This window comes from Aromatoleum toluolicum, assembly GCF_012911005.2.
Classification (GTDB): domain Bacteria; phylum Pseudomonadota; class Gammaproteobacteria; order Burkholderiales; family Rhodocyclaceae; genus Aromatoleum; species Aromatoleum toluolicum.
On sequence record NZ_WTVS01000015.1, the window covers coordinates 15,423 to 40,508 of the forward strand.

General features: G+C 65.3%; 20 protein-coding genes. All 20 read left to right on the plus strand.

The window, feature by feature from the left end:
- Positions 1 to 26 precede the first annotated feature (26 nt).
- The 20 genes from GPA27_RS08955 to GPA27_RS09050 all read left to right on the plus strand — a co-directional run bounded on the left by GPA27_RS08955 (position 27) and on the right by GPA27_RS09050 (position 25,084).
- Positions 27 to 734: a TRAP transporter small permease gene (locus GPA27_RS08955; RefSeq protein WP_169139641.1), complete on the plus strand. Its 708-nt coding sequence runs from the start codon at positions 27 to 29 to the stop codon at positions 732 to 734.
- On the plus strand, positions 731 to 2,014 hold the full coding sequence (locus GPA27_RS08960; RefSeq protein ID WP_169139643.1) for a TRAP transporter large permease: 1,284 nt from the start codon (positions 731 to 733) through the stop codon (positions 2,012 to 2,014). The genes GPA27_RS08955 and GPA27_RS08960 overlap by 4 nt, the downstream gene beginning before the upstream one ends.
- A gap of 72 nt (positions 2,015 to 2,086) precedes the next feature.
- The gene (locus GPA27_RS08965) at positions 2,087 to 2,932 is read left to right on the plus strand and encodes an HTD2 family dehydratase (RefSeq protein ID WP_169139645.1); all 846 of its coding nucleotides are present in this window, start codon (positions 2,087 to 2,089) and stop codon (positions 2,930 to 2,932) included.
- Positions 2,933 to 2,942: 10 nt separating this feature from the next.
- The gene (locus GPA27_RS08970) at positions 2,943 to 4,124 is read left to right on the plus strand and encodes a CaiB/BaiF CoA transferase family protein (RefSeq protein WP_169139647.1); all 1,182 of its coding nucleotides are present in this window, start codon (positions 2,943 to 2,945) and stop codon (positions 4,122 to 4,124) included.
- Positions 4,125 to 4,146: 22 nt separating this feature from the next.
- Positions 4,147 to 4,965, plus strand: coding sequence for an HpcH/HpaI aldolase/citrate lyase family protein (locus tag GPA27_RS08975; protein WP_169139649.1), 819 nt, complete (start codon positions 4,147 to 4,149; stop codon positions 4,963 to 4,965).
- A gap of 59 nt (positions 4,966 to 5,024) precedes the next feature.
- Positions 5,025 to 6,383 carry a class-II fumarase/aspartase family protein gene (locus GPA27_RS08980; RefSeq protein ID WP_169139651.1) on the plus strand — a complete coding sequence of 453 codons (1,359 nt, stop codon included), beginning with the start codon at positions 5,025 to 5,027 and terminating at the stop codon, positions 6,381 to 6,383.
- Positions 6,380 to 6,520 (plus strand): hypothetical protein, encoded by a 141-nt coding sequence (locus GPA27_RS08985; RefSeq protein WP_169139653.1) that lies wholly within the window; start codon positions 6,380 to 6,382, stop codon positions 6,518 to 6,520. Before GPA27_RS08980 ends, GPA27_RS08985 begins: the two co-directional genes overlap by 4 nt.
- Positions 6,521 to 6,581: 61 nt before the next feature.
- Positions 6,582 to 7,511: a LysR family transcriptional regulator gene (locus tag GPA27_RS08990; RefSeq protein ID WP_169139655.1), complete on the plus strand. Its 930-nt coding sequence runs from the start codon at positions 6,582 to 6,584 to the stop codon at positions 7,509 to 7,511.
- A 126-nt stretch (positions 7,512 to 7,637) separates the two neighbouring features.
- Entirely contained in the window at positions 7,638 to 9,065 is a 1,428-nt protein-coding gene (gene tcuA / locus GPA27_RS08995; RefSeq protein ID WP_169139657.1) for an FAD-dependent tricarballylate dehydrogenase TcuA, read from the plus strand.
- Entirely contained in the window at positions 9,052 to 10,212 is a 1,161-nt protein-coding gene (gene tcuB, locus GPA27_RS09000) for a tricarballylate utilization 4Fe-4S protein TcuB (protein ID WP_169139659.1), read from the plus strand. The genes tcuA and tcuB overlap by 14 nt, the downstream gene beginning before the upstream one ends.
- Positions 10,213 to 10,303: 91 nt before the next feature.
- Positions 10,304 to 11,284, plus strand: a complete 981-nt coding sequence (locus tag GPA27_RS09005) for a D-2-hydroxyacid dehydrogenase family protein (RefSeq protein ID WP_169139661.1) — start codon at positions 10,304 to 10,306, stop codon at positions 11,282 to 11,284.
- 108 nt (positions 11,285 to 11,392) lie between these two features.
- Positions 11,393 to 12,490 (plus strand): 4-oxalomesaconate tautomerase, encoded by a 1,098-nt coding sequence (locus tag GPA27_RS09010; protein WP_169139663.1) that lies wholly within the window; start codon positions 11,393 to 11,395, stop codon positions 12,488 to 12,490.
- A gap of 231 nt (positions 12,491 to 12,721) precedes the next feature.
- Entirely contained in the window at positions 12,722 to 14,038 is a 1,317-nt protein-coding gene (locus GPA27_RS09015; protein ID WP_169139665.1) for an OprD family outer membrane porin, read from the plus strand.
- A gap of 294 nt (positions 14,039 to 14,332) precedes the next feature.
- Positions 14,333 to 14,893, plus strand: a complete 561-nt coding sequence (locus GPA27_RS09020) for a DUF2889 domain-containing protein (RefSeq protein ID WP_169139667.1) — start codon at positions 14,333 to 14,335, stop codon at positions 14,891 to 14,893.
- A gap of 135 nt (positions 14,894 to 15,028) precedes the next feature.
- Complete coding sequence (locus GPA27_RS09025) at positions 15,029 to 15,460, plus strand: cupin domain-containing protein (protein WP_169139669.1); 432 nt, start codon at positions 15,029 to 15,031, stop codon at positions 15,458 to 15,460.
- A 291-nt stretch (positions 15,461 to 15,751) separates the two neighbouring features.
- Positions 15,752 to 17,188, plus strand: coding sequence for a circularly permuted type 2 ATP-grasp protein (locus tag GPA27_RS09030; RefSeq protein ID WP_169139671.1), 1,437 nt, complete (start codon positions 15,752 to 15,754; stop codon positions 17,186 to 17,188).
- 51 nt (positions 17,189 to 17,239) lie between these two features.
- Positions 17,240 to 18,193: an alpha-E domain-containing protein gene (locus GPA27_RS09035; RefSeq protein ID WP_169139673.1), complete on the plus strand. Its 954-nt coding sequence runs from the start codon at positions 17,240 to 17,242 to the stop codon at positions 18,191 to 18,193.
- A 74-nt stretch (positions 18,194 to 18,267) separates the two neighbouring features.
- Entirely contained in the window at positions 18,268 to 18,996 is a 729-nt protein-coding gene (locus tag GPA27_RS09040; protein WP_169139675.1) for a proteasome-type protease, read from the plus strand.
- 95 nt (positions 18,997 to 19,091) lie between these two features.
- A complete protein-coding gene (locus GPA27_RS09045) occupies positions 19,092 to 22,457 on the plus strand; it encodes a transglutaminase family protein (protein ID WP_169139677.1) in 3,366 nt (1,121 codons plus the stop codon).
- Between the two features lie 8 nt (positions 22,458 to 22,465).
- A complete protein-coding gene (locus GPA27_RS09050; protein ID WP_169139679.1) occupies positions 22,466 to 25,084 on the plus strand; it encodes a circularly permuted type 2 ATP-grasp protein in 2,619 nt (872 codons plus the stop codon).
- Positions 25,085 to 25,086: the final 2 nt, after the last annotated feature.

The following is a 25,086-nucleotide window of genomic DNA, read 5'->3' on the forward strand; positions in this document are numbered from 1 at the left end:
CCGCCCACTACCTTCGGGAGATTCCGATGAAATTCCTAGACTACCTCGAGGAATGGCTCATCACGTTGTTGATCGGCACGGCGACGCTCGTGACCTTCGCCGCCGTGATGCATCGCTATGCCTCGGGCTTTTCCATTCCTGGGCTCCAGGATTGGCTGCTTTCGATCAACATGAGCTGGGCGCAGGAACTGACCATCATCCTGTTCGTGTGGATGGCAAAGTTCGGCGCGGCCTATGGCGTGCGCACCGGCATCCATGTCGGCGTGGACGTGCTGATCAACAGGCTGCAGCCGCAGCTGCGCGGAAAGTTCGTCCTTTTCGGTCTGTTTGCCGGGGCCCTGTTTACCGGCATCGTCGCCACCCTCGGTGGCGGGTTCGTGTGGGAAAACGGTGCCCATTACGCCTTCTTTGAGCTCGCCGGCCTGTCGCTCGACGACGTGGTGGAAGGACCGACCACGCCCGATCTCGAGTGGCCGACCTGGATGGTCTATAGCGCCATTCCGCTGGGCTCGAGCCTGATGTGCTTCCGCTTCCTGCAGGTGGCTTACAGCTTCTGGCGCACGGGTGAGTTGCCGCATCACGACCACGGACATGTCGAGGGCCTGGAGGACGCGGGACCCGGTGTGGAATTCGACGGTTTTGCGCTCGAAGACAACCTGCATCCGCACGATTTGAAGGATGCCGGCGAGGCGCAGAAGAGCGTGCGCGGCGAGGGCGGAGGTAAGACGAAATGAATGCTGCAGTAATTTTCGGGCTCTTGCTGGCCCTCATGCTGACCGGCATGCCGATCTCGATCTCGCTCGGCCTGACCGTTCTGTCCTTCCTGTTCACGATGACGCAGGTGCCGCTGGAGTCGGTCGCGCTGAAGCTGTTCACCGGTATCGAGAAGTTCGAGATCATGGCCATCCCGTTCTTCATCGTGGCCGGCAACTTCCTGACGCACGGGGGCGTTGCGCGCCGCATGATCAACTTCGCGTCGGCAATGGTCGGTCACTGGCACGGAGGGCTCGGCCTAGCGGGAGTGTTGGCGTGCGCACTCTTCGCAGCAGTGTCGGGTTCATCCCCGGCGACCGTCGTCGCGATCGGTGCGATCCTGCTGCCGGCAATGGTCAAGGCGGGCTTCCCGAACAAGTTCGGCGCGGGCGTCATCACCACGTCGGGCGCGCTCGGCATCCTGATTCCGCCCTCGATCTGCATGGTCATGTATTCGGTCGCGACCAATACGTCAGTCGGCGCGCTGTTCATGGCGGGCGTGATCCCCGGGATTGCCCTGGCGGGTGTGCTAGGCGGGGTAACGTGGTGGCGCGCCAAGAAGAACAATTATCCGCGCCAGCCCAAGGCCACGTTCGGCGAGCGCATCCGTTCATTCCGGGAGTCGGTTTGGGGTCTGTTCCTGATCGTACTGATCATGGGCGGCATCTACACGGGCATCTTCACCCCGACCGAAGCCGCGGCGATGAGCGCGGTCTATGCATTCATTGTTGCCGTCTTTGTGTACAAGGACATGTCGCTGAAGGACGTGCCGAAGGTGCTGCTCAATTCGGCCAACATGTCGGCGATGCTGCTGTACATCATCACGAACGCCGTGCTGTTCTCCTTCATCATGACGAGCGAGAACATCCCGCAGGCGCTCTCGGAATGGATGCTGGGCCACGGCCTGGGCATGGTGGCCTTCCTGCTCGCGGTTAACGTGATCCTGCTGCTGGCCGGCAACTTCATGGAGCCGTCGTCGATCGTGCTGATCTTTGCACCGATCCTGTTCCCGGTGGCGGTCAAGCTCGGGATCGACCCGGTGCACTTCGGCATCATCATGGTGGTGAACATGGAAGTCGGCATGTGCCACCCGCCGGTGGGGCTCAACCTCTACGTGGCTTCCGGCATCACCAAGATGGGTATCACCGAGCTGACCGTCGCCGTCTGGCCGTGGTTGTTGTCGATGCTCGGATTCCTCGTCGTCGTCACCTACTGGCCAGGGCTTTCCACCTGGCTGCCCAGAACGCTCGGAATGATGTGACAAGCCGCCCGGCGCCCCGATCGGGCTGCCGGGCCGCAGTCAGGTCTCATCGTACCCCACGGAGAACAAAGCATGAATCTCAAAGACTGGATCGGTCGCGCGGAGGAGGTTTCTGACTTCGCGACGGCTACCCCGTACGCCGCGTTGTCGGCGACCTTCGACCGTCCCGCCGAACGTCCGGCGGTCGGCACCCCGCTGCCCGCGCTGTGGCACTGGCTGTACTTCCTGCCGCTGCATCGCCAGTCCGAAATCGGCCCCGACGGCCACGCCAAGCGCGGCGGTTTCCTGCCGCCCGTGCCACTGCCGCGTCGCATGTGGGCCGGCAGCCAGTTCGAGTTCCACAAGCCGCTGCGCATCGGCGACGCGATGACGCGGACCTCGACCATCCACGACGTCAGCGAGAAGACCGGACGCACCGGCCCGCTGGTGTTCGTCAAGGTGCGCCACGAGATCCGCCGCGCCGGCGAGACGGACGTCGCGCTGACGGAGTTCCACGACATCGTCTATCGCGAGGCGGCGAAGCCCGACGACGTCGCCCCGCCGCCCAAGGCCGCGCCGGCGACGTCGCCGTGGGAAAAGAAGTGGGTGCCGGACGATGTGCTGCTGTTCCGCTATTCGGCGCTGACCTTCAACGGCCACCGCATCCACTACGACCGCAAGTACGTGACCGAGGTCGAGGGCTATCCCGGCCTGATCGTGCACGGGCCGATGATTGCCACGCTGCTGCTCGACCTGCTGCGCCACCAGATTCCGGAGGCCGAGGTGGTGCGCTACGAGTTCCGCGCGGTGCGGCCGGTGTTCGACATCAACCATTTCTTCGTCTGCGGCGAGCCGCAGGCGGACGGCAAGACGATCCGCCTGTGGGCGAAGGACCACGAAGGCTGGCTGACGATGGAAGCCACCGCGGTGATCAAGTGAGGAGCATGCAATGAGACCCCTGGAAGGCATTACCGTCATCACCCTCGAACACGCGATCGCCGCACCGTTCGCGACGCGCCAGCTCGCGGATCTGGGCGCGCGCGTCATCAAGGTCGAACGCCCCGGCGTCGGCGATTTTGCGCGCGGCTACGACGAGCGGGTGCGCGGCCTGGCGTCGCACTTCGTGTGGACCAACCGCTCGAAGGAAAGCCTGACGCTGGACGTCAAGGATCCGGAGGCGCAGACAATCCTCAAGCGCCTGATCGTCGAGGAGGCCGACATCGTCGTGCAGAACCTCGCACCGGGCGCGGCCGCACGGCTGGGTCTGTCGTACGCGGAGCTCTCGGCCTTGAAGCCGGACATCATCGTCTGCGACATCTCCGGCTACGGCAGCGACGGTCCCTATCGCGACAAGAAGGCCTACGATCTGCTGATCCAGAGTGAATCCGGCTTCCTGTCGGTGACCGGCACCGAGGAGGAGCCGTCGAAGGCGGGACCGTCGATCGCCGACATCTCTGCCGGCATGTATGCGTACAGCAACATCCTGGCGGCGCTGCTGCAGCGCCAGAAGACCGGCCGCGGCCAGCATCTGGACATCTCGATGCTCGAGAGTCTGGTCGAGTGGACGACCTATCCGCTGTACTACGCCTTCGACGGCGCCGCGCCACCGCGCCGCACCGGGGCGAGCCACGCCACGATCTACCCCTACGGTCCCTTCCCGGCGGGCGACGGCAAGGTCGTCATGCTCGGCCTGCAGAACGAGCGCGAATGGGCGGCGTTCTGCAGCAAGGTGCTGCTGCAGCCGGGGCTGGCCAGCGAGGAGCGCTTCTCCAGCAATTCGAAGCGCAGCGCCGCCCGTGACGCACTGCGCCGGATCATCGTCGAGGCATTTTCGGGCCTCACGGCCGAGCAGGTGATCGCGCGCCTCGAGGACGCCCAGATCGCCAATGCGCACGTCAATGACATGCATGCGGTGTGGGCGCACCCGCAGCTCCAAGCGCGCAAGCGCTGGCGCGAAGTCGGTACTTCGGTCGGGACCGTCCCCGCATTGTTGCCGCCAGGCTCGTGGGAGGAGGGCGAGCCGCGCATGGATCCGGTGCCGGCGCTGGGCGAGCACAGCGACGCCATCCTTGCCGGGCTCGGTTACACGTCCGATCGCATCGCCGCGCTGCGCAGCGCCGGCGTGATCTGAACGACGCACGGGGAGGACCTTCATGCAGCTGCCGATCACCTATCTCTTCGTGCCGGGCAACCGGCCCGAACGTTTCGACAAGGCCTTCGCGGCCGGCGCCGGGGCGATCGTCCTCGATCTCGAGGATGCGGTTGCGCCCGCCGACAAGGCGCGTGCGCGCGATGCGATCGCCGACTGGTTTCCGTCACATGCCGAACACGCGGAACGGGTCGTGGTACGCATCAACGACACCCAGTCCACCTGGTTTGGTGACGACCTCGCGTTGCTGAAGGAACTTGGTGTCACCCAGGTGATGCTGCCGAAGACCGAATGGCCGGCACAGATTGCGCGCGTCATCGGTGCGATGGCCTCGCCGCCGCGGGTGCTGCCGCTGATCGAAACCGCGCGCGGGGTGCGCAACGTGGATGAGATCGCCGCCGCCGAGGGGGTGCAGCGACTGGTCTTCGGCACGCTCGATTACGCCGCCGACCTCGACCTGTCGGGCGACGAGACCGGCCTGATCTACCCGTCCGCCCGCATCGCGATCGCGTCGCGCTGCGCGGAGCTCGCCGCGCCGGTCGCCGGGGTCACGCCGGGCATCGACGACGAGGCCCGCATCGCAGCCGACTTCGCCTTCGCGCGCGCGTTCGGCTTCGGCGCCAAGTTGTGCATCCATCCCAAACAGGTCGCGGTAATCCACGCCGCCTGCCGTCCGTCGGCCGCCGAGAAGGACTGGGCCGAGCGCGTGCTCGCTGCCGCAGCTTCGTCCGACGGTGCGGTGCAGCTCGACGGCAAGATGATCGACCGCCCGGTGGTGCTCAAGGCACAGGCCATCCTCGCGCGCTGCACCCACGGCGGTTAACCGCGAACTAGCAGACATTCAAACGAATTACCGCTTTCACAACTCCAGGAGAATCCGCCATGGGCGCGAGCATCATCGACTCAAGCATCTTCGGCAACATATTCAGCACCGACGCGATGCGTCAGGTGTGGTCCGATCGGAATCGCACCGAAAAGTATCTCGACATCGAGCGCGCGCTCGCCGTCGTGCAGGGCCGGCTGGGCATCATCCCGCAGGAAGCCGCCGACGAGATCGTCAAGAACTGCGACATCGACAAGATCGACATGGACAAGCTGCGGGAGCAGACCGAGCGCATCGGCTATCCCGTGCTCGGCGTCGTCTCGCAGCTCAACGCGCTGTGCCGCGACAAGCTCGGCGAGTACTGCCACTGGGGCGCGACGACGCAGGACATCACCGATACGGCGACCGTGCTGCAGATGCGCGAAGGCCTGGAGATCATCGACGGCGAACTGAAGGCGATTTCGGAGGCACTGGCGGAGCTGTCGCGCCGCTATCGCGACACGCCGGTGATCGGCCGCAGCAACCTGCAGCAGGCGATTCCGGTCACCTTCGGCTTCAAGACCGCGGCGATCCTCGCCGGTATCGAACGCCATCGCGAGCGGCTCGCACAACTCAAGCCGCGCGTGCTGATGGGTGAGTTCGGCGGCGCCTGCGGCACGCTCGCATCGATCGAAACGGGCGCGATGGAGACGCAGGCCGGTCTCATGGAAGAACTGGGGCTCGCGCAGCCGGATATCGCCTGGCACACGGTGCGCGACACGATCGCCGAAGTGGGGGCATTTCTCGGCCTCGTCGGCGGATCGCTCGGCAAGATCGCGATGGACGTCAAGCTGATGATGCAGCACGAGGTCGCCGAGGTGTACGAACCCTTCCACCCGGGCCGCGGCTCCAGCAGCACGATGCCGCAGAAGCGCAATCCGATCTCGAGCTGCTACATCCACGCTGCGGTGTCGGTCGTGCGCCAGCACGCGGCGGCCCTGATGGACGCGATGATCGCCGATCACGAGCGCTCCACCGGCCCGTGGGAGATCGAGTGGATCGCGCTGCCAGAAGCCTTCTGCCTGCTCGCCGGGGCGCTCAAGCAGACGCGCTTCGTGCTCGAGGGCCTTGAGGTCGATGCGGTGAAGATGCGCGCCAACATCGACCTCACGAACGGACTCGTGATGTCCGAGGCAGTGATGATGGGACTCGGTCCCTACATCGGGCGCGAGTACGCGCACGATCTGGTCTATGACCTGTGCCGCGAAGCGATCCGCACGAATCGGCCGCTGCTCGACATTCTCGCCGAGCATCCCGAAATCAACGTCCATCTCGACCGTGCGGCGCTCGCGCGCCTGTGCGATCCGGCGAACTACCTCGGCCAGGCCGGTGTGATGGTGGACAAGGTGCTGCAGCGTGCGGCGGGAGCAGGGCAATGAGCGCCGCGCAATTGAGAACGCCCGATCTGCCGCGAGCGCCGATCGCGGCGCCTGCGACGCCGGTGAAGGAGCTGTCGAGTCGCCGGGGTGATGAATCCGACGAGCTCGCCGATGTCGCAGTGTTGAGCACCAACTGAGCCAGTCCCCGACGACTTTCTCGTCGGGGCGGCCGAGCGACCCGAACGGGAGGGGCACGACATGGAATTGAGACAGCTGCGCTACCTGGTGCGCACGATCGAACTCGGCAGCATCAGTCAGGCGGCCCTCGACCTCGGGATCGCACAGTCGGCGGTCAGTTTGCAGATCCAGCGTCTCGAAGGTGAACTTGCCACGCGCCTGCTGCAACGCACGGCGACAGGTGTGGTGCCGACCGATGCCGGCATCGCGTTCCTGTCGCATGCGCAACTCGCCTTGCGCCACGCCGACGAGGCCGCATCGGCCGCCCAGCAATCGCGGTTGTCGGGCGTCGTCAGCATCGGGCTTGCGCCGTCGACGTCCGGGGTGCTCGGCTTCCCGCTGATCGAGGCGATGCGCGAGCAGTATCCGGATATCCGCATCCATCTCGTCGAGGGTATGTCCGGGCATCTCGGGCAGATGCTGAACGGGCGCGAGCTCGATCTTGCAGTGCTGTTCGATAACGGGCATGCCCGCCGTTGCAGCGTCCAGCCGCTGCTGGAGGAGCGGCTGTTCTTCATCTGCGGCAGCGACGCCCGGCCCGCGGTCCTGCCGACGCGGCTGGCCGAGATCGTCAACGTGCCGCTTGTCGTGCCGACTCCGCGCCATGGTTTGCGGCGGGTCATCGACACCGCGTTTGCGGCGCTCGATGTCCGGCCTTCGGTCATCGCCGAGGTCGATTCCCTTTATGTGCTGATGGACATGGTTGCGCGCGGCATGGCGGCGACGCTCCAGCCGTGGTCTGCCCTCGCACGCCAGACCGAGTCGCGCCTGTGCTGGAGCGAAATCGCCGACGAAGGAACGTCGCGCCGCAATCTGCTGTGCAGTCTTTCGGACGACGAATTGTCGCCTGCCGCGCTGGCGACCCGCAGCACGGTGACGAGGGTGGTGCGGCAGCTCATCGAGGAAGGGCGTTGGCGCGGGGTCACGAGCAGCCATCTCGAATCGAGATGAGGCGATATCGGACCGGCTTAGGGCGCCAGGTGCGCCGGACGCGATAGTGGAAGCGTCGACGCGTGGCGAGACCCGGTCCCGGTGGCCAAGCGCGAAGAAAAAACTGCGCCAATAGGAGTTCAGGACATGAAACAAACAAGCTTGGGCACGCCCGACGTGCTCGTCATCGGCGGCGGCAATGCGGCCTTGTGCGCAGCGCTGACGGCACGCGAGGCAGGCGCTTCGGTGCTGCTGCTGGAAGCTGCCCCACGGGAGTGGCGTGGCGGCAATTCCAGCCATACGCGGAATCTGCGCTGTATGCACGACGCGCCGCAGGATGTGCTCACCGATGCCTACCCCGAGGAAGAATTCTGGCAGGACCTGAAGAAGGTCACCGGCGGCCGGACCAACGAGCGGCTTGCGCGCCTCGCGATCCGCGAGTCCTCGCGCTGTCGCGACTGGATGCGCAAGCACGGCGTGCATTTTCAGCCCTCGCTGTCCGGCACGCTGCACCTGTCGCGCACCAACGCCTTCTTCATGGGCGGGGGCAAGGCGCTGGTCAATGCCTATTACCGCAGTGCCGAAGCGCTCGGGGTGCGCATCCGCTACGAGGCGCCGGTGGATCGATTGGAAGTGGTCGACGGCGAGTTCCGTGCCGCCTGGATCGGACAGGAACGCATCGCGGCGCGTTCCTGCGTGCTCGCGTCCGGGGGCTTCGAATCCAACCGGGAATGGCTGCGCGAAGCCTGGGGCCAGAACGCCGACGGCGAGTGGCCGGCCGACAACTTCGCGATCCGCGGCACGCGCTTCAATCGCGGCGTGCTGCTGAAGGCGATGATGGAGGCGGGAGCGGACACCATCGGCGACCCGTCGCAATCGCATTGCGTCGCGGTCGATGCGCGTGCTCCGCTGTACGACGGCGGGATCTGCACGCGGATCGATTGCGTGTCCCTCGGCATCGTCGTGAACAAGCATGCGCAGCGTTTCTACGACGAGGGCGAGGACTTCTGGCCCAAGCGCTACGCGATCTGGGGCCGCCTCGTCGCCCAGCAAGCCGGTCAGGTCGGGTACTCGGTGATCGACGCGAAGGCGATCGGGCGTTTCATGCCGCCGGTGTTCCCCGGCGCGAAAGCCGACACGCTCGAAGGGCTCGCACACCAGCTCGGTCTCGACGCGCTCGCCTTCGTGCGCACGGTGCGCGAGTACAACGCCGCATGCCGCGTCGGCACCTTCGATCACACGGTGCTTGATGACTGCCATACGGACGGCGTGACGCCAGCGAAGACGCACTGGGCGTTGCCGCTCGATACCCCTCCCTACTATGGCTACGCGCTCAAGCCCGGTATCACCTTTACCTACCTCGGTCTCAAGGTCGATGAGCGGGCGGCGGCGTATTTCGCGGACGAGCCGAGCGGCAATCTTTTTGTCGCAGGCGAAATGATGGCCGGCAACGTACTCGGGCAGGGTTACACCGCGGGCGTCGGCATGACGATCGGCACGGTATTCGGGCGTATCGCGGGCACTTCGGCGGCCGCGGCGGCCAAGAATGAAGGAGTCGAACATGCAGCAGCTTGAAACCCTGCTCCGCGAAGCGAGCGATCTCGCCGAGGGCATCGTCGTGCCCAGCTCAGCCGAAATCGAAGTCGAACGCGTGATGAAGATCTGCAACGCCTGCCGTTACTGCGAAGGTTTCTGCGCGGTTTTCCCGGCGATGACGCGCCGACTCGAATTCAATCAGGCCGACGTCCATTACCTCGCGAATCTCTGTCACAACTGCGGTGCCTGTCTGCACGCGTGCCAGTACGCACCGCCGCACGAGTTCGCGGTGAACATCCCGCAGGCGATGGCCAAGGTCCGCGGGCAGACTTACTCGGATTTCGCATGGCCGAGCGCACTCGGTACGCTGTACCGCAATAACGGCCTGACGGTTGCGCTGGCACTCGCCGTCGGACTCGCGCTCTTTCTCGCGATGGCGCTGGCGAAAAATGGCACCTTGTTCCATGCACCACTTGCCGGTGATTTCTACGCGATCTTCCCGCACAACCTGCTGGTGTCGATGTTTGGACCGGTGTTCCTGTTTGTTGCGGTCGCGCTGGGTCTGGGCGTGGCGAAGTTCTGGCGCGGGATTTCAGCAGGCGAGCCCAGTGCAGTGGCGATCGCAGAGACGGCGCAGGACGTGCTCAAGCTCAAGTATCTCGACGGTGGGCATGGTCAGGGTTGCCCGAACGAGGACGATGCAAACACACTTGCGCGGCGACGCTTCCACCACCTGACGTTCTACGGTTTCATGCTGTGCTTTGCGGCGACGGGTGTGGCGACGATTTACCACTACGCATTCGGGTGGGAGGCGCCGTACGCATTGACGAGCCTGCCGGTTTTGCTCGGCACCCTGGGCGGTATCGGCTTGCTCATCGGCCCAACGGGATTGCTGTGGCTGAATGTGCGGCGCAATGCGCAGCACGGGGACGCCGCGCAGAAACCGATGGACCGCGGTTTCATCGCGCTGCTGCTGTTGACCAGTGCGACAGGCTTGGCACTTCTTGCGGGACGCGATACCTCGGCGATGGCACTGCTCCTTGCTGTGCATCTTGGCGCGGTGATGGCACTGTTCCTGACGATGCCCTATGGCAAGTTCGCCCATGGCATCTATCGCACCGCCGCGCTGCTGAAGTGGGCGATCGAGAAGCGGATGCCGAACCCGGTGGGTGTCGGCAGCGAATGAGTCTGGAGGGGCTGGGCCGGGATGCCGACGGTGACGCGTTTCTCGCGCAGGCTCCGCAATTGGTCGTCGCACCATTTACAGGAGAACCACCATGAGGGCGACCGTGCTCGACGATTACCAAGACGTAGTCCCGCGCCTTAAGGCGACGAAGGAACTCGCTGGCGTTTCGGTGACCCTGCACACGCTTACGGAACGGATTGCGGACGAAGACGCCCTGATCGAGGTCCTGCGGGATACCGATTGCTTGGTGCTGATCCGCGAACGAACGCAGATCACGGCGCGCATCGTCGAGGCTCTGCCGCGGCTGAAACTGGTCGTCCAGACGGGGCGCCTTTCCGGTTGCATCGATCTCGATGCCTGCCGGAAGAGGGGCATCGAAGTGCAGGATGGCACAGGAAATCCCATCGCACCCACCGAACTTACATGGGCCCTGATCCTCGGAGCGTCGCGCCGCTTGGTGCCTTACGCCGAGCGTCTTTCCCTCGGAATCTGGCAGCGGACCCGATCGCACCTTACGGACGAAGGACTCGGAAGGACCTTGCATGGCCGAACGCTGGGCGTTTGGTCCCTCGGCAAGATAGGCAGCCGCGTTGCCGCAATCGGCCACGCTTTCGGGATGCGCGTGGTCGTGCATGGCCGAGATCAGTCGCGCGAGGCGGCGGTTAATGCGGGCTACGAGTTCATCGCTGAGCGCCGTCAATTCCTCGCTCAGCTCGACGTGCTGACCCTGCATCTCAGGTTCAGCGCGGAAACGAGACACCTGATCGGCGTCGAGGATTTGGTGACGATGCGGCCTGATGCCTTGCTCGTAAACACGAGCCGTGCCGAGCTTCTGGCTCCGGGGGCACTGCTCGCAGCGCTTGCACGGGGGCGCCCGGGCATGGCGGCGCTTGACGTCTTCGAAGAGGAACCAGACGGCGCCGCGCCCTACCTTAATCACCCGGCCATCCTTTGCACGCCGCATCTCGGCTTCGTCGAACAGGAAACATATGAGGCCTACTTCGGAGAAGCGTTCGCTCACGTACGGCGGTTTGCCGAAAGCTTACAGTCAGGGTCCGGAGCCACCGGCTGATCTGTTTTAGTAATGCGTAAACAGCAATATTAAAAGCGATTATTGCATTTCACGGATCATCCTCCCAACCTCACAATGACCTCATCGTTGAGACGGAGGAGCATCGCCATGCTGTTGAGTATTCCCTGCACGCTCATGCGCGGAGGTACGTCGAAGGGGCCATATTTCCATGCCACGGATCTTCCTTCCGATCCGGCCGAGCGTAACCGGGTACTGCTTGCGGCAATGGGTTCGCCCCATGCGCGGCAGATTGACGGCATCGGTGGCGGCGACACGCTGACAAGCAAGGTGGTGATCGTCAGCCCGTCAAGCCGCCCCGGAATCGACATCGAGTACCTTTTCGCCCAAGTGTCGGTGGAGACGGAGACCGTCGATACGACACCCAACTGCGGCAACATGCTTGCTGGCGTCGGGCCGTTCGCAATAGAGAACGGACTGGTTGCTGCGACAGACCCCGTCACGACCCTGAATATCTTCAACGTGAATACCGGCAAGGTCGTCGAGGCGGTTATCCAGACGCCCGGCGGGTCGGTGACCTATGACGGCCTCGCGCGGATCGACGGCGTCCCAGGCAGTGGAGCGCCAATTCAGCTCAACTTCCGCGACGCGGCTGGCGCTAAAACGGGCAGGCTCCTGCCCACTGGAAGGCTCGTCGATGTCATCGATGGGATCGAGGTGTCCTGCATCGATTTTTCAACTCCGCTCGTCTTCGTACCTGCGCAAGCGATGGGAAAGACCGGTCATGAGACGAAGGCCGAACTCGATGCCGACAGCAAGTTGAAGAGTCGCCTGGAGTCGGTTCGACTCCAGATCGCACTGCAGGCGGGGTTGGGCGACGTGCGCGGCAAGGTCCTGCCCAAGATCGCCTTGGTAGCGTCGCCGCAGGGTCGGGGGGTAATCGCATCCCGCTACTTCACTCCTTGGAACTGCCATTCCGCGTATGCCGTGACGGGAGCCCTGTGCCTTGCAGCCGCGACCATCATTCCGGGCACCGTAGTGCATAAGTTGGCCCGCCCAAAGGCCGAGGATCCTTTGCTGGTTTGCATTGAACAGCCCGCCGGGACGCTTGAAATACGTCTGCAACTCTCCGCGGACTTGGGTGGTGCGATCCCCGACATCATTTCCGCAGGTCTGATTCGCACCGCTCGTCCCTTGTTCAGGGGGGCCGTTCACGTGCCGCTAAGCGATCCCGGGCGCGCCGCGTAAAGGATCAGCTAGCTCAGCGGCGCATATACGGAGGCGGAGGAGCTTGCTCGTAGTTATGCGTAAGCAGCAACTATCGAACTTAGTTTTGCATTTCACGCAATTAAACAGGGCTCCCATACTTGGCCTGCGTTCGGCGACCACAGAGATTCACCCCCAAGAAGAGGGGTCTCGTCGCGACGTCAATCTGCATTTCGCGTCTGGTGCGACAGCGAATCAACCAAGGAGAAATTGATGGAGAGGAAACTAACTACAGGCGTGCTGGCTGGCCTGATCGCCGCCGCCTTCGTGCCCTGCGTGTCGGCGGCGGACATCGGGCAGGGGCACAAGCTCGAGTTGAAGGCACGCGGAATCTATTTCGACCGCGAGTTCGAGAACTCGGCCAATGACCGCTCGCAGTCGGCACTCGGCCTGCAGCTCAACTACGAATCGCCGCTATTTTCCGACATGATCGGGATCGGTCTGTCCGGCTACAGCGTGACGAAGCTCGATGCAAGCGGAGACGTGCGTTCCGACGTTCTGAAGGCCGACAACGACGGGAGCTTTCACGAGTCGTTCGGCAAGATCGCGCAAGCCTTCGTTAAGCTCAAATTCGGCGATTTTGGGGACATGAAGGTCGGTCGCCAACTGCATGACAGCCTGCTGCTGGGCAGTTCAACCAGCCGCGCCGTGCCAAATACCTACTCGGGAGCAAGCGGCGAATTCAGGCCTGTAAAGGGACTGGCGATCTATGGGGCATACTATGACGAGTGGTCGCGCCGCGCCGATGACGGTTTCGAAAAATTCGCGACCGATCGTTCCGATGAAGGCGATATCGATTTTGTCGGGGTGTTGGGTCTGAATTACACGCAGGGTCCAGTGAATGTTCAGCTGGAGTACCTCAATTCGAAGGATTTCTTGTCCAAATTGGGGTTAGTTGGTTCTTACACGTTCGACTTGGCCAAGGCGAATAAGGTCAAGATCACCGCTGGCGTTCATACCTCACGAGATGCCGGCAAGCTGTTCGTTACTGGAGCGGAAGGCGCGGAACTCGATGATGAGGACGTGCCCGGCTCCATCGCCGGCGTCACGCGTAGCGACAATGACGGCAAGGGCATGTATCTCGATGCCGACTGGACATTCGGTAATGTATCCCTTGGCGCGGCAGTCGCAAAATTCGACGGCGCGTGGATCGAGGACAATTTTACTGGTGACCACGGGACACATCCCTTCCCTACAGGGGGCGTGCTCGCCGACATGACGAACAACAACGAGACCGTCTGGATGGTTCGCGCTGGATACGACTGGAAGGACTACATCAAGGGACTCAAGACAACCGTGAAGTACAAGCAGGGTACCGGGGCCACGAACAGTCACGTGTCCTGGCGTGGCGAGGCCGACGAGAGCGAACTGGAAGTTGATCTGCGCTACCAGATCCCGCTGCTTAAGGGTTTGAGTCTCCGTTATCGGTACCTCGAATACAATTCCGACAAGACCGGTCGATTGGATGGCGTCCTGCAGGACAATACCGACCATCGCGTGTATCTCGATTACACGTATCGATTCTTCTGATGATGCTTTTCCAAACGTGACCGGTGTCTGTGCGCGGCGACGCCAGTCGCGCACAAATGCTGGTGCACCGCATGGAACGGACGCCCTGGCAGAGAGTATTTGCCCCCATCGCAGGTCCCTTGGTTGCCAGTATCTGATGGTGCGCCTGAGTCATCGGGCCGCGTTTCGCGCGGAGCGGTCGGTCGAGCGACGGGTCTGCCCAGCGTCTGAGGTTCCCCCGACCCGACAGACGTTACCATTGGGTCGTTCGTCATCACCGGGCGACGATGATCACCGATTCGGAAGGGGAACCAGATGTTTGGAGACAGCGAGCGCGAGCTCACGCATACGCGCCAGATCACGTGCCGCGCCTTCCGGCGCAAGGATGGCCTGTGGGAAATCGAGGCGACGGTGGTCGACGAGAAGGGCGAGGACGTCCGGTTCCGTTCGCGCGCGCCGGTGCGCGCCGGTGAATTCATGCATCACATGGGCATCGATTTCCTGATCGACGACAATTTCACGATTCTCGACGTACGGGCCGCGATGCAGGCGACGCCGTGGACCGGGTGTGGCGAAGCGGTGGATGCCTACCGCCGCCTGATCGGGCTGCAGATCGGGCCGGGCTTCGGGCGGCAGATTCGCGAGCGCATCGGCAGCGAACACGGCTGCGCGCATCTCACCGACCTCATCACGCAGGTCGGCAACACTTACACGCAGGCCTCGTGGCCCGACCGCGTGGCGCGCCAGGTCGCCATCGACCCGGACCCGCGGCGCTGGCCGGATTCGCGCGCGTTGGCCTTCGTCGGCGGGTGCCGCGTGTGGCAACGCGACGGCGACACGCTGCGGCAGGAATATCCGGAGCTCGCCGGCGAGTGAGCCCGGCCCTGAGTCCGTGCGGCCGACGGAGGTTCGGCGGGCAGGATGAGCCGTCTCGACAGCGGCGGATCGGCGGTCTAGGCTGAGTCGGGTGCGGTCGTGTCGTCGCCGTGCCGTTTGAGGTGGAGATGCAGCATGCCGACACCAGCCTCCGATCCTTCACCCACGGTGGTCGCCCTGCGGCCCGACCGCGAAATCCTCACGCGGCAGCGCCTGCCGTATTTCGTCGGGATTTCTGGCGAGACGGTCGGCAGCCGGGGGCTGTCCATGCACTTGGTGGTCATTCCGCCGGGCGGGGTTGCGGCGCCGCATCGGCATCGCGGTTATGAGACCGCGATCTATGTGCTCGAAGGTCGCGTCGAGACGCGCTTCGGGCCCGGGTTGCGCGAACGGGTCGTGAGCAGCGCAGGGGAATTCCTGTTCATCCCGCCCGACGTCCCGCACCAGGCCTTCAATCTCAGCGACACCGATCCTGCGCGGGCGATCGTCGCGCGCAACGATCCTGCGGAACAGGAGAATGTCGTGCCCTACGACCCCGCAGAACATGCCGGCGCGGGCGACGGTTGAAGCGATTTCGGGCCGGCCGGCGTGCCGTCGCTCAAATGTGGGGCGCAGGGCGGGCATTTCTTTTCTACGATAAAGTCTACCCACCCGTGGGGGAGCGGTCCGGGCTGCGGCGGGCCGCATAGTGGTGCATTGCACGCCGATGCACATTGATTGGGCGGCCGTCGCACCGATGCGGTGCGATTTCGTGCGGAATTCGCGAGATCCGCATGGAATGGTGCGTTTCTTGTGGGGAATTTCACCCTGGCATGGTCTTCGCTGATGTCCGATGAATCGCTTCCGGATCGAATCATCATGACGACGCTGTTTTTCGACGAAATGCACGACGCGGACGCGAAGACGCGCCCGCACTATGGTCCGTTCGAAACCTGGGCGCGCGGGTTGTCGCCGGACGTGATGGTGCGCAAGCGGGCCGAGGCGGATCTCGCGTTTCGCCGACTGGGCATCACCTTCGCGGTATACGGCGAAGAAGCCGGCACCGAGCGGTTGATTCCCTTCGACACCATCCCGCGCATCATCCCGAACGCGGAGTGGAAGACGCTGCGCGCGGGACTCAAGCAGCGCGTGAAGGCGCTGAACATGTTCCTCGACGACATCTACAACGGCCAGGACATCCTGCGCGCCGGGAGGATTCCGGCCGAGGAGGTGCTCGACAACGCGCAGTTCCGTCCGGAGATGAGGGGCTTCAAGGTGCCCAACGGCATCTATGCGCACATCGCGGGTGTGGACGTCGTGCGCGCGGGGGCTGGGGAGTTCTACGTGCTGGAGGACAACCTGCGCGTACCTTCGGGCGTGTCCTACATGCTCGAGAATCGCAAGATGATGATGCGCCTGTTCCCCGAACTGTTCGCGCACCAGAAGATCGCGCCGGTCGAGCATTACCCCGACCTGTTGCTGGAAACGCTGCGTGCGGTGGCGCCGGCCGGGGTCGATGACCCGACCGTGGTCGTGATGACGCCGGGCGCATTCAATTCGGCCTATTTCGAGCACTCCTTCCTGGCGCAGCAGATGGGCGTCGAGCTGGTCGAGGGACGCGACCTCTTCATCGATCACGACGCGGTCTATATGCGCACGACGCGTGGACCGAAGCGCGTCGACGTGATCTACCGCCGCATCGACGACGATTTCCTCGATCCGCAGGTCTTCCGTGCCGATTCGATGCTGGGCGTGCCGGGCTTGCTGAAGGCCTACCGCGCGGGGCGCGTGACGCTGTGCAATGCGATCGGCACGGGGGTGGCCGACGACAAGTCGATCTACCCCTACGTGGGTGAGATGGTGCGCTTCTATCTGGGCGAGGAGCCGATTCTCAACAACGTGCCGACCTGGCGTTGCCGTGACAAGGATGACCTGCGCTACGTGCTTGACCATCTGCCCGAACTGGTTGTCAAGGAGGTGCATGGCGCGGGCGGCTACGGGATGCTGGTCGGGCCGGGCGCGTCCAAGGCCGAGATCGAGCAATTCCGTGCGGTGCTGGTCGCCCATCCGGACAAGTACATCGCGCAGCCGACGCTGGCGCTGTCGACCTGCCCGACCTACGTGGAAAGCGGCATCGCGCCGCGGCACATCGATCTGCGGCCCTTCGTGCTGTCTGGCAAGGAGGTTTCGCTGGTGCCGGGGGGGCTGACGCGGGTCGCGCTGCGCGAGGGCTCGCTGGTGGTCAATTCCTCGCAAGGCGGGGGGACGAAGGATACCTGGGTGCTGGAGAACGGCCATGCCGAGCCGCACCGCTGAACCCGTCCGCCCGCGCATGAAGATCACCGCCGCCGCATCGGAGCCCGAATCATGCTGAGCCGCACCGCCGATCATCTCTACTGGATGGCGCGTTATTCCGAACGCGCCGAGAACCTTGCGCGCCTGCTGGACGTGACCTACCAGATGTCGCTGGTCCCGCACGACCCGGAGACCGAGCGCAACAGCTGGAATGCGATCATCGCGCTGAACAGTCTCGAATTGGCGTACTCGAAGCGCCACGACGAGGTCACCGCATCGCAGGTGCTGCACTTCATGGTGCGCGACGAGACGCATCCGTCATCGATTTACAGTTGCCTGCGTGCGGCGCGCGAAAATGCCCACGCGGTGCGCGGCACGCTGACCGCGGAGATGTGGGAGACGATCAACGAGACCTGGTTGCAGCTGCGCGACCAGAGCTTCGACGAGATCTACGCGGGCGGAGTCGCGGCCTTTTTCGATTGGGTGAAGCAGCGCGCCTCGCTGCTGCGCGGGGCAATGTTCGGCACGATGCTGCGCGACGAGGCCTTCCAGTTCATCCGCCTGGGGGCCCTGCTCGAGCGCGCCGACAATACCGCACGCATCCTCGACGTGAAGTACCACAGCCTCGCGGGCGCGCAGCAGAGTCAGGGGGACGACCTCGTCGATGCCAACGATTTCTACCACTGGGGCGCGCTGCTACGCTCGGTGTCGGCCTTCGAGGTGTATCGCAAGGTCTATCGCGACGTGATCACGCCCGAGCGCGTCGCCGAGCTGCTGATCCTGCGCGAAGACCTGCCGCGTGCGCTGCATTCGTGCATGGAGGGGATCGTCAGGATCCTCGAGAAGGTGCGCAACAGCCGCTCCGACGAGACTGTGCGGCGTGCCGGGCAACTGTTCGCGACGCTGCGTTACGGGCGCATGGACGACATCTTTGCGCGCGGTCTGCATGCCTGGCTCGAAGACTTCATCAATTCGATTGGTGACCTGGGTGCGCGAATCAGCGAGGACTTTCTTGTCGGCGCGTGAGGCGGAGAACACATGACCCGTGCGAACCGCCGCGGCCGTCGCCCGATAACCGCGGGACCTTCCGAGCAATCGCCATGACCTACTGCGTCGCCATGCGCCTCGAAACGGGGCTCGTATTCCTGTCGGACTCGCGCACCAATGCGGGCGTCGATCATATCAATACCTTCCGCAAGATGCGCATCTGGCAGCGGCAGGGCGAGCGCGTCATCGTGATGCTCACCGCCGGCAATCTGTCGGTCAGCCAATCGGTGGTCAATATCCTGAATGAACGGCTGACCATCCCCGACGCGCCGAACCTCTTCAATGCACCCAACATGTTCGAGGTCGCACGCCATGTCGGCGAAGTCGTGCGCGAGGTGCACCGCCGCGACGCGGAGGCGATGAACGAATTCGGTGTGGAATTCAACGCCTCGCTCATCGTCGGCGGCCAGATCTTCGGCGAGGCGCCGCGCCTGTTCAATATCTATTCGGCGGGCAATTTCATCGAGACGACCGAGGACACGCCCTACATCCAGATCGGCGAATCGAAGTACGGCAAGCCGATCATCGACCGCATCGTGCGCTACGGGTCGTCGCTGTCCGATGCCGCCAAGTGCGCGCTGGTGTCGATGGATTCGACGATCCGCTCGAACCTCTCGGTCGGCCTGCCACTTGACCTGTGCGTCATCGAGCGCGACGCGCTGGCGATCAAGTCGCACATCTCGATCAATCAGGACAACGCCTACTACGCGCAGGTTCGCAGCCAGTGGGGCGAGCGGCTGCGCGAGGCCTTCGCCGAGCTGCCGAGTCCCGACTGGATCTGACGTCGTCGCGCCGCACCGAACAAGCAGTGAAAAACATCCCCAGCGTCGCCACGGGCCTGTGGCCCCGGCGCCCCCACTGATTGCGGAGAAGAATCTTGTCGATCCACGTCGCGCTCAATCACGTCACCCACTACAAGTACGACCGTCCGGTCAGCCTCGGGCCGCAGGTCGTGCGCCTGCGACCCTGTCCGCACAGCCGCACGCGCATCCTGTCGTATTCGTTGAAGGTGCTGCCTGCCGCGCACTTCATCAACTGGCAGCAGGATCCGCAGAGCAACTACCTCGCGCGCCTCGTCTTTCCCGACAAGACGCAGGAATTCCGCGTCGAGGTCGACCTTGTCGCCGAGATGGCGGTCCACAATCCCTTCGACTTCTTCCTCGAACCCGACGCGGAGAATTACCCGCTCGCCTATAACGCCGAACAGCGCATCGAACTGGCCCCGTATCTGCACAGGATGAGCGTCGGCCAGGGGCTGGGCGAGCACTTCGCTGCCTACCTCGCTGGGATCTCGCGCGAGAAGCGGCGCACGATCGACTTCCTCGTCGATCTCAACGCCAGGCTGCAGCAGGACATCGGCTACCTGATCCGGCTCGAGCCGGGCGTGCAGACCCCGGAGGAAACGCTCGAAAACCGCAGCGGGTCGTGCCGCGACTCGGCCTGGCTGCTGGTGCAGCTCCTGCGGCACCTCGGGCTGGCGGCGCGCTTCGTCTCCGGCTACCTCATCCAGCTCACCGCCGACGTCAAGTCGCTCGACGGCCCCAGCGGCCCGGAGGCCGACTTCACCGACCTGCACGCATGGTGCGAGGTCTATCTGCCGGGCGCCGGCTGGATCGGACTCGACCCGACCTCGGGGCTCTTCGCGGGCGAAGGCCACATCCCGCTCGCGTGCAGTCCGGAACCGTCTTCGGCCGCGCCGATCAGCGGACTGGTCGAGGACTGTGCGTGCGACTTTTCGCATGCGATGAAGGTCGAGCGCATCTGGGAGGCGCCGCGCGTCACCAAGCCCTATACGGAAGAGCAGTGGGCCGCGATCGAGGCGCTGGGCCATGCGATCGACAAGCAACTCGACGCCCACGATGTGCGCCTGACGATGGGGGGCGAGCCGACTTTCGTGTCGATCGACGACCCCGACGGCGACGAATGGAACACGACCGCGTTGGGCCCGACCAAGCGCCTGCTCGCCAGCGACCTCTACCACAGGCTGCGCGAGAAATACGGCGCGCAGGGCCTGATGCACTTCGGCCAGGGCAAGTGGTACCCCGGCGAGCAGCTTCCGCGCTGGTCGCTCAACGCGTTCTGGCGGCGCGACGGCGAGCCGATGTGGCGCGACGCGGCGCTGTATGCCGACGAGGGCCATCCCGGCAGTGCCGACGAGCGTGTCGCGAACCGCTTCCTGTGCGGCGTCGCCGAGCGGCTCGGGCTCGACTCCAAGCACGTCTTCGATGCGTTCGAGGATGTCTTCTACTACCTGTGGCGCGAACGCCGCCTGCCCGTCAACGTCGATCCCTTCGACGCGCGGCTCGACGACTCGCTCGAGCGCGAACGGCTGCTGCGCGTGTTCTCGCACGGCCTGCCGAACGCCGTAGGGGCCGTGCTGCCGGTCGCCCGTGATGCCGCCGGGCGCTGGACGTCCGGGTCGTGGTTCCTGCGCGGGGATCGCTGCTACCTGATCCCGGGCGACTCGCCGCTCGGCTACCGGCTGCCGCTCGACGCGCAGCCGTGGGTCAGCAAGGGCGACTATCCCTACGTGCACCAGCCCGACCCCTGCCAGGCGTTTCCGCCGCTGCCGCAGCACGCCGAACTGCGCCGCCAGTTGCGCGGGGAGCCCGAGGGGGGGGCGACCGCTGCAGACCGCTTCGCGAGCGACGCCGCGCTGGCAGCGAGCGCGCCACAGCGGGGCGAGTCGGCCGCCGCGATCACGCGTACCGCGATGTGCGCACAGGCCCGCGAAGGCACGCTCTACATCTTCATGCCGCCGACCGTTGCGCTCGACGACTACCTCGCGATCGTCGCCGCGGTCGAGTCCACCGCCGCAGCGCTCGGCCAGCCGGTGATCCTCGAAGGCTACGAGCCGCCATCCGACCCGCGCCTCGAACATTTCCGCATCACCCCCGACCCCGGCGTCATCGAGGTCAACATTCATCCCGCGCACAGCTGGGACGAACTCGTCGACCGCACCACACACCTGTACGAGGCCGCGCGCGAGTCGCGCCTGTTGACCGAGAAGTTCATGCTCGACGGTCGTCACAGCGGCACCGGCGGCGGCAACCACTTCGTGCTCGGCGGGGCGACCCCGGTCGATTCGCCCTTCCTGCGCCGGCCCGACCTGCTGCGCAGCCTGATCGCCTATTGGCACAACCACCCGTCGCTGTCCTACCTGTTCTCCGGCCTCTTCATCGGCCCGACCTCGCAGGCGCCGCGCATCGACGAGGCCCGCAACGATTCCGTGTATGAAATCGAGCTCGCCTTCCGCGAAATGGAGCGCCAGATCGGCAGCCATGGCCCTGGCCAGTGCCCGCCGTGGCTGGTCGACCGCCTGCTGCGCAACCTCCTCATCGACGTCAGCGGCAACACGCACCGCGCCGAATTCTGCATCGACAAGCTGTACTCGCCCGACGGCCCCACCGGCCGCCTCGGTTTGCTCGAACTGCGCGCCTTCGAGATGCCGCCGCACGCGCGCATGTCGCTCACCCAGCAACTGCTGCTGCGCGGCCTGGTCGCGCGCTTCTGGCAGCAGCCTTACGTACCGCAGCGGCTGGTCCGCTGGGGCACCGAACTGCACGACCGCTTCATGCTGCCGCACTTCGTCGAACAGGACTTCGGCGACGTGATCGCCGAGCTCAACGAGTTCGGTCTGCCGATCCAGGCCGACTGGTTCGCGCCGCATTTCGAATTCCGCTTCCCCAAGGTCGGTGATTTTTCCGTGCGCGGCATCGAAGTCCAGCTGCGCCACGCGCTCGAACCCTGGCACGTAATGGGCGAGGAGGGCGGCGCGGGCAGCACGGTGCGCTACGTCGACTCGTCGCTGGAACGCCTGCAGGTGAAGGTAAGTGGATTGCCGCCGGACCGCTACGTGCTGGCGGTGAACGGCGCGGCGCTGCCGCTGCAGACCACCGGCACCGTCGGCGAGGCGGTCGCCGGCGTGCGCTATCGCGCGTGGCAGCCGGCGTCGTGCCTGCATCCAACGATCGGTGTCGATGCGCCGCTGGTGTTCGACCTGATCGACACGTGGATGAAGCGATCGGTCGGTGGCGCGCAATACCACGTCGCCCACCCCGGGGGGCGCAATTACGACAGCTTCCCGGTCAATGCCTTCGAAGCCGAATCGCGGCGCCTCGCCCGTTTCTTCCGCATGGGCCACACGCCGGGCAGCCGTACCGTGGATATCGAACCGGTGCGACGCAACGCGGAGTTCCCCTTCACGCTAGACTTGCGTGGAGTCCCCAAGGCCACGCCCTGACACCGACGATGCCGCACCACCAGCTGCTCTCGCTCTACGCCCGCCAGTCCGGCCGCTACGATGAAATGCTGGCGGACGCGGAGCGTTTGCGGCCGCACTGGCAGCCGCTGTTCGAGGCGCTCGACGCCTCGACGCCCGAGCAGATGCGCGCGCGCCAGGCCTTCGTCACGGAGCGCATCCGCGAGAACGGCACCACCTACAACGTCTATGCCGATGCGCAGGGTACCGACCGGCCGTGGACCCTCGATCCGCTGCCCTTCATCCTGCCCGCCGACGAATGGGCGCAGATCGACGCCGCCGTCGCGCAGCGCGCGGACCTGCTGGATCAGGTGCTGGCCGACCTCTACGGTCCGCAGAACCTGATCCGCAGCGGCGCGCTGCCTGCCGCGCTGGTCTACGGCCACAACGGTTTCCTGTGGCCGTGCCAGGGCACGCGCCCGCCCTCGGGCCACTTCCTGCACGTGTACGCCGCCGACCTCGCGCGCTCGCCCGACGGGCGCTGGTGGGTGATCGCCGACCGTACGCAGGTCCCCTCGGGCGCCGGCTATGCGCTCGAAAACCGCCTCATCGTCTCGCGCCTGTTCCCGGAGCTGTTCCGCGACCTGCGCGTGCATCACCTCGCCGACTTCTTCCGCCACCTGCAGGACAGCCTCGCGCGCTGGGCTCCCGTCGATCGCGGCGAAACGCCCTTCGTCGTCCTGCTCACCCCCGGGCCCTACAACGAGACCTATTTCGAGCAGTCCTACCTCGCGCGCTACCTCGGCTTCCCGCTCGTCGAAGGCCAGGACCTCACGGTGCGCGGCGACTCCGTCTATCTGAAGACGCTCGCCGGACTCAAGCGCGTCCACGTGATCCTGCGCCGGCTCGACGACGACTACGCCGACCCGCTCGAACTACGCGGCGAATCCACGCTCGGCGTGCCCGGCCTCGTCGAGGCGGCGCGTGCCGGCCGCGTGCTCTTGGCCAATGCCTTGGGCAGCGGCGTCCTGGAATCCGCGGGCCTGCTCGCCTTCCTGCCCAAGCTCGCCGAACACCTCCTCGACGAACCGCTCGCGATGCCCGCCGTCGCCAGCTGGTGGTGCGGCGAGGCCCCTGCGCTCGACTACGTCGTCGAGCATCTCGCCGAACTCGTCATCAAGCCCGCCTATCCCTCGCAACGCCTGCAGCCGGTGTTCGGGCGCGATCTGGACGCCCGCGGGCGCGCGCACTGGGCCGAACGCCTGCGCCATCGCCCGCATGCCTACGTCGGCCAGGAACTGGTGGAGCTGTCGCAGGCGCCGGTGATGCCCGATTCCGGCAGCTCGCCCCTCGACCGCCGCCTCGTCGCGCGCGCGATCGGCGTGCGCGTCTATGCGGTCGCCACGCCCGAAGGCTGGCGCGTAATGCCCGGCGGCCTCACGCGCGTCTCGGGCAGCAGCGATGTCGACATCCTGTCCATGCAGCGTGGTGGCTCGTCGAAGGACACCTGGGTCCTGTCCGAGGTGCCGGTGAGCCAGTTCAGCCTGCTCAAGGGCGAACTCGGGGCCGGCGACATCGTGCGTGCCGGCCCCGAGATCGCCAGCCGCACCGCCGAAAACCTCTTCTGGCTCGGCCGTTACGCCGAGCGTGTCGAAAACAGTGCCCGCCTGCTGCGCTTCGCCTGCGACCGCTTGAACGAGGAGGGCGAGGCGGCCCCGGGCGCCGCGGAGCCCGGGGAAGCGGCGCTCGGCGGGGCAGGGGACGATTTCCTCGGCGAGCCGGGCGTCCTCGCCACCGCCGTCGGCTACTGTGAGCTCTTCGGCCTGCTCCCGCCCGCGGAAGACAGTTCCGTAGCGCGCCGCCTCGTCGACGGCGCGCTCGACGACAACGGCCCCGCCAGCCTCGCCACCAACCTGCGCCGCGCTGTGTGGGCCGCCACCCAGGTGCGCGACCGTCTGTCCCTCGACCACTGGCACTCCCTCAACCGCCTGCACGACATCCTGCGCCGGCAGCGCCCCGAGGCCAGCGCCCCGACAGACATCGCGACGCTGCCCTCGACGCTCGACCGCGTGCTGCTCGCGTGCATCTCGCTGTCGGGTTTCGCGATGGACGAGATGATGCGCGACAGCGGCTGGCGCTTCCTGATCCTCGGTCGCCGCATCGAGCGCCTGCAATGCCGCAGCCGCATCGTCGCGCATTTCCTCGAGGCCTGCGGCGGCCAGCCGGCCGGCGTCGATGCCTTGCTGGAGCTGGCCGACTGCGCCGAAGCCTATCGCCAGCGCTACCTGCGCACGCCCGACATCCTGCCGACACTGGACCTCGTTGTGTTCGACGCCGACAACCCCCATTCGGTGGCGTTCCAGACCGACATGCTGCTGCGCTACCTCGACTCGCTGCAGCGCGAATTCGCCGCATCCCCGGCGGGCGGCAACGGCATCCGCGCGTTCCGCGACGCGGTGGCCGCGCTGAACGCCTTTTCGCTGCACGACCTCGAAACTGGTCGCCCGGGCGGCGGCGCCATGCTGCAGCGCTGCGCCAACTGCGCCGGCTGCAACGATCTCGCGCGCCTGCTGCGCGTCGTGCACGACGCCTCGGCGACGCTGTCCAACCGCATCGCCGAACGCTTCTTCACCCACGTCCTGCCCGCCGCGCGGGTGCTCTCGGCCTGAGT

What these genes read in the sequence shown, in the direction of transcription:
- GPA27_RS09030 (WP_169139671.1), top strand. Translation starts at nt 15,752, where the DNA reads ATGACGACGCTGTTTTTCGACGAAATGCACGACGCGGACGCGAAGACG.
- GPA27_RS09010 (WP_169139663.1), top strand. Translation starts at nt 11,393, where the DNA reads ATGCTGTTGAGTATTCCCTGCACGCTCATGCGCGGAGGTACGTCGAAG.
- GPA27_RS09035 (WP_169139673.1), top strand. Translation starts at nt 17,240, where the DNA reads ATGCTGAGCCGCACCGCCGATCATCTCTACTGGATGGCGCGTTATTCC.
- GPA27_RS08960 (WP_169139643.1), top strand. Translation starts at nt 731, where the DNA reads ATGAATGCTGCAGTAATTTTCGGGCTCTTGCTGGCCCTCATGCTGACC.
- GPA27_RS08955 (WP_169139641.1), top strand. Translation starts at nt 27, where the DNA reads ATGAAATTCCTAGACTACCTCGAGGAATGGCTCATCACGTTGTTGATC.
- GPA27_RS08970 (WP_169139647.1), top strand. Translation starts at nt 2,943, where the DNA reads ATGAGACCCCTGGAAGGCATTACCGTCATCACCCTCGAACACGCGATC.
- tcuB (WP_169139659.1), top strand. Translation starts at nt 9,052, where the DNA reads ATGCAGCAGCTTGAAACCCTGCTCCGCGAAGCGAGCGATCTCGCCGAG.
- GPA27_RS09050 (WP_169139679.1), top strand. Translation starts at nt 22,466, where the DNA reads ATGCCGCACCACCAGCTGCTCTCGCTCTACGCCCGCCAGTCCGGCCGC.
- GPA27_RS08985 (WP_169139653.1), top strand. Translation starts at nt 6,380, where the DNA reads ATGAGCGCCGCGCAATTGAGAACGCCCGATCTGCCGCGAGCGCCGATC.
- tcuA (WP_169139657.1), top strand. Translation starts at nt 7,638, where the DNA reads ATGAAACAAACAAGCTTGGGCACGCCCGACGTGCTCGTCATCGGCGGC.
- GPA27_RS08980 (WP_169139651.1), top strand. Translation starts at nt 5,025, where the DNA reads ATGGGCGCGAGCATCATCGACTCAAGCATCTTCGGCAACATATTCAGC.
- GPA27_RS08990 (WP_169139655.1), top strand. Translation starts at nt 6,582, where the DNA reads ATGGAATTGAGACAGCTGCGCTACCTGGTGCGCACGATCGAACTCGGC.
- GPA27_RS09005 (WP_169139661.1), top strand. Translation starts at nt 10,304, where the DNA reads ATGAGGGCGACCGTGCTCGACGATTACCAAGACGTAGTCCCGCGCCTT.
- GPA27_RS09020 (WP_169139667.1), top strand. Translation starts at nt 14,333, where the DNA reads ATGTTTGGAGACAGCGAGCGCGAGCTCACGCATACGCGCCAGATCACG.
- GPA27_RS08965 (WP_169139645.1), top strand. Translation starts at nt 2,087, where the DNA reads ATGAATCTCAAAGACTGGATCGGTCGCGCGGAGGAGGTTTCTGACTTC.
- GPA27_RS08975 (WP_169139649.1), top strand. Translation starts at nt 4,147, where the DNA reads ATGCAGCTGCCGATCACCTATCTCTTCGTGCCGGGCAACCGGCCCGAA.
- GPA27_RS09025 (WP_169139669.1), top strand. Translation starts at nt 15,029, where the DNA reads ATGCCGACACCAGCCTCCGATCCTTCACCCACGGTGGTCGCCCTGCGG.
- GPA27_RS09040 (WP_169139675.1), top strand. Translation starts at nt 18,268, where the DNA reads ATGACCTACTGCGTCGCCATGCGCCTCGAAACGGGGCTCGTATTCCTG.
- GPA27_RS09015 (WP_169139665.1), top strand. Translation starts at nt 12,722, where the DNA reads ATGGAGAGGAAACTAACTACAGGCGTGCTGGCTGGCCTGATCGCCGCC.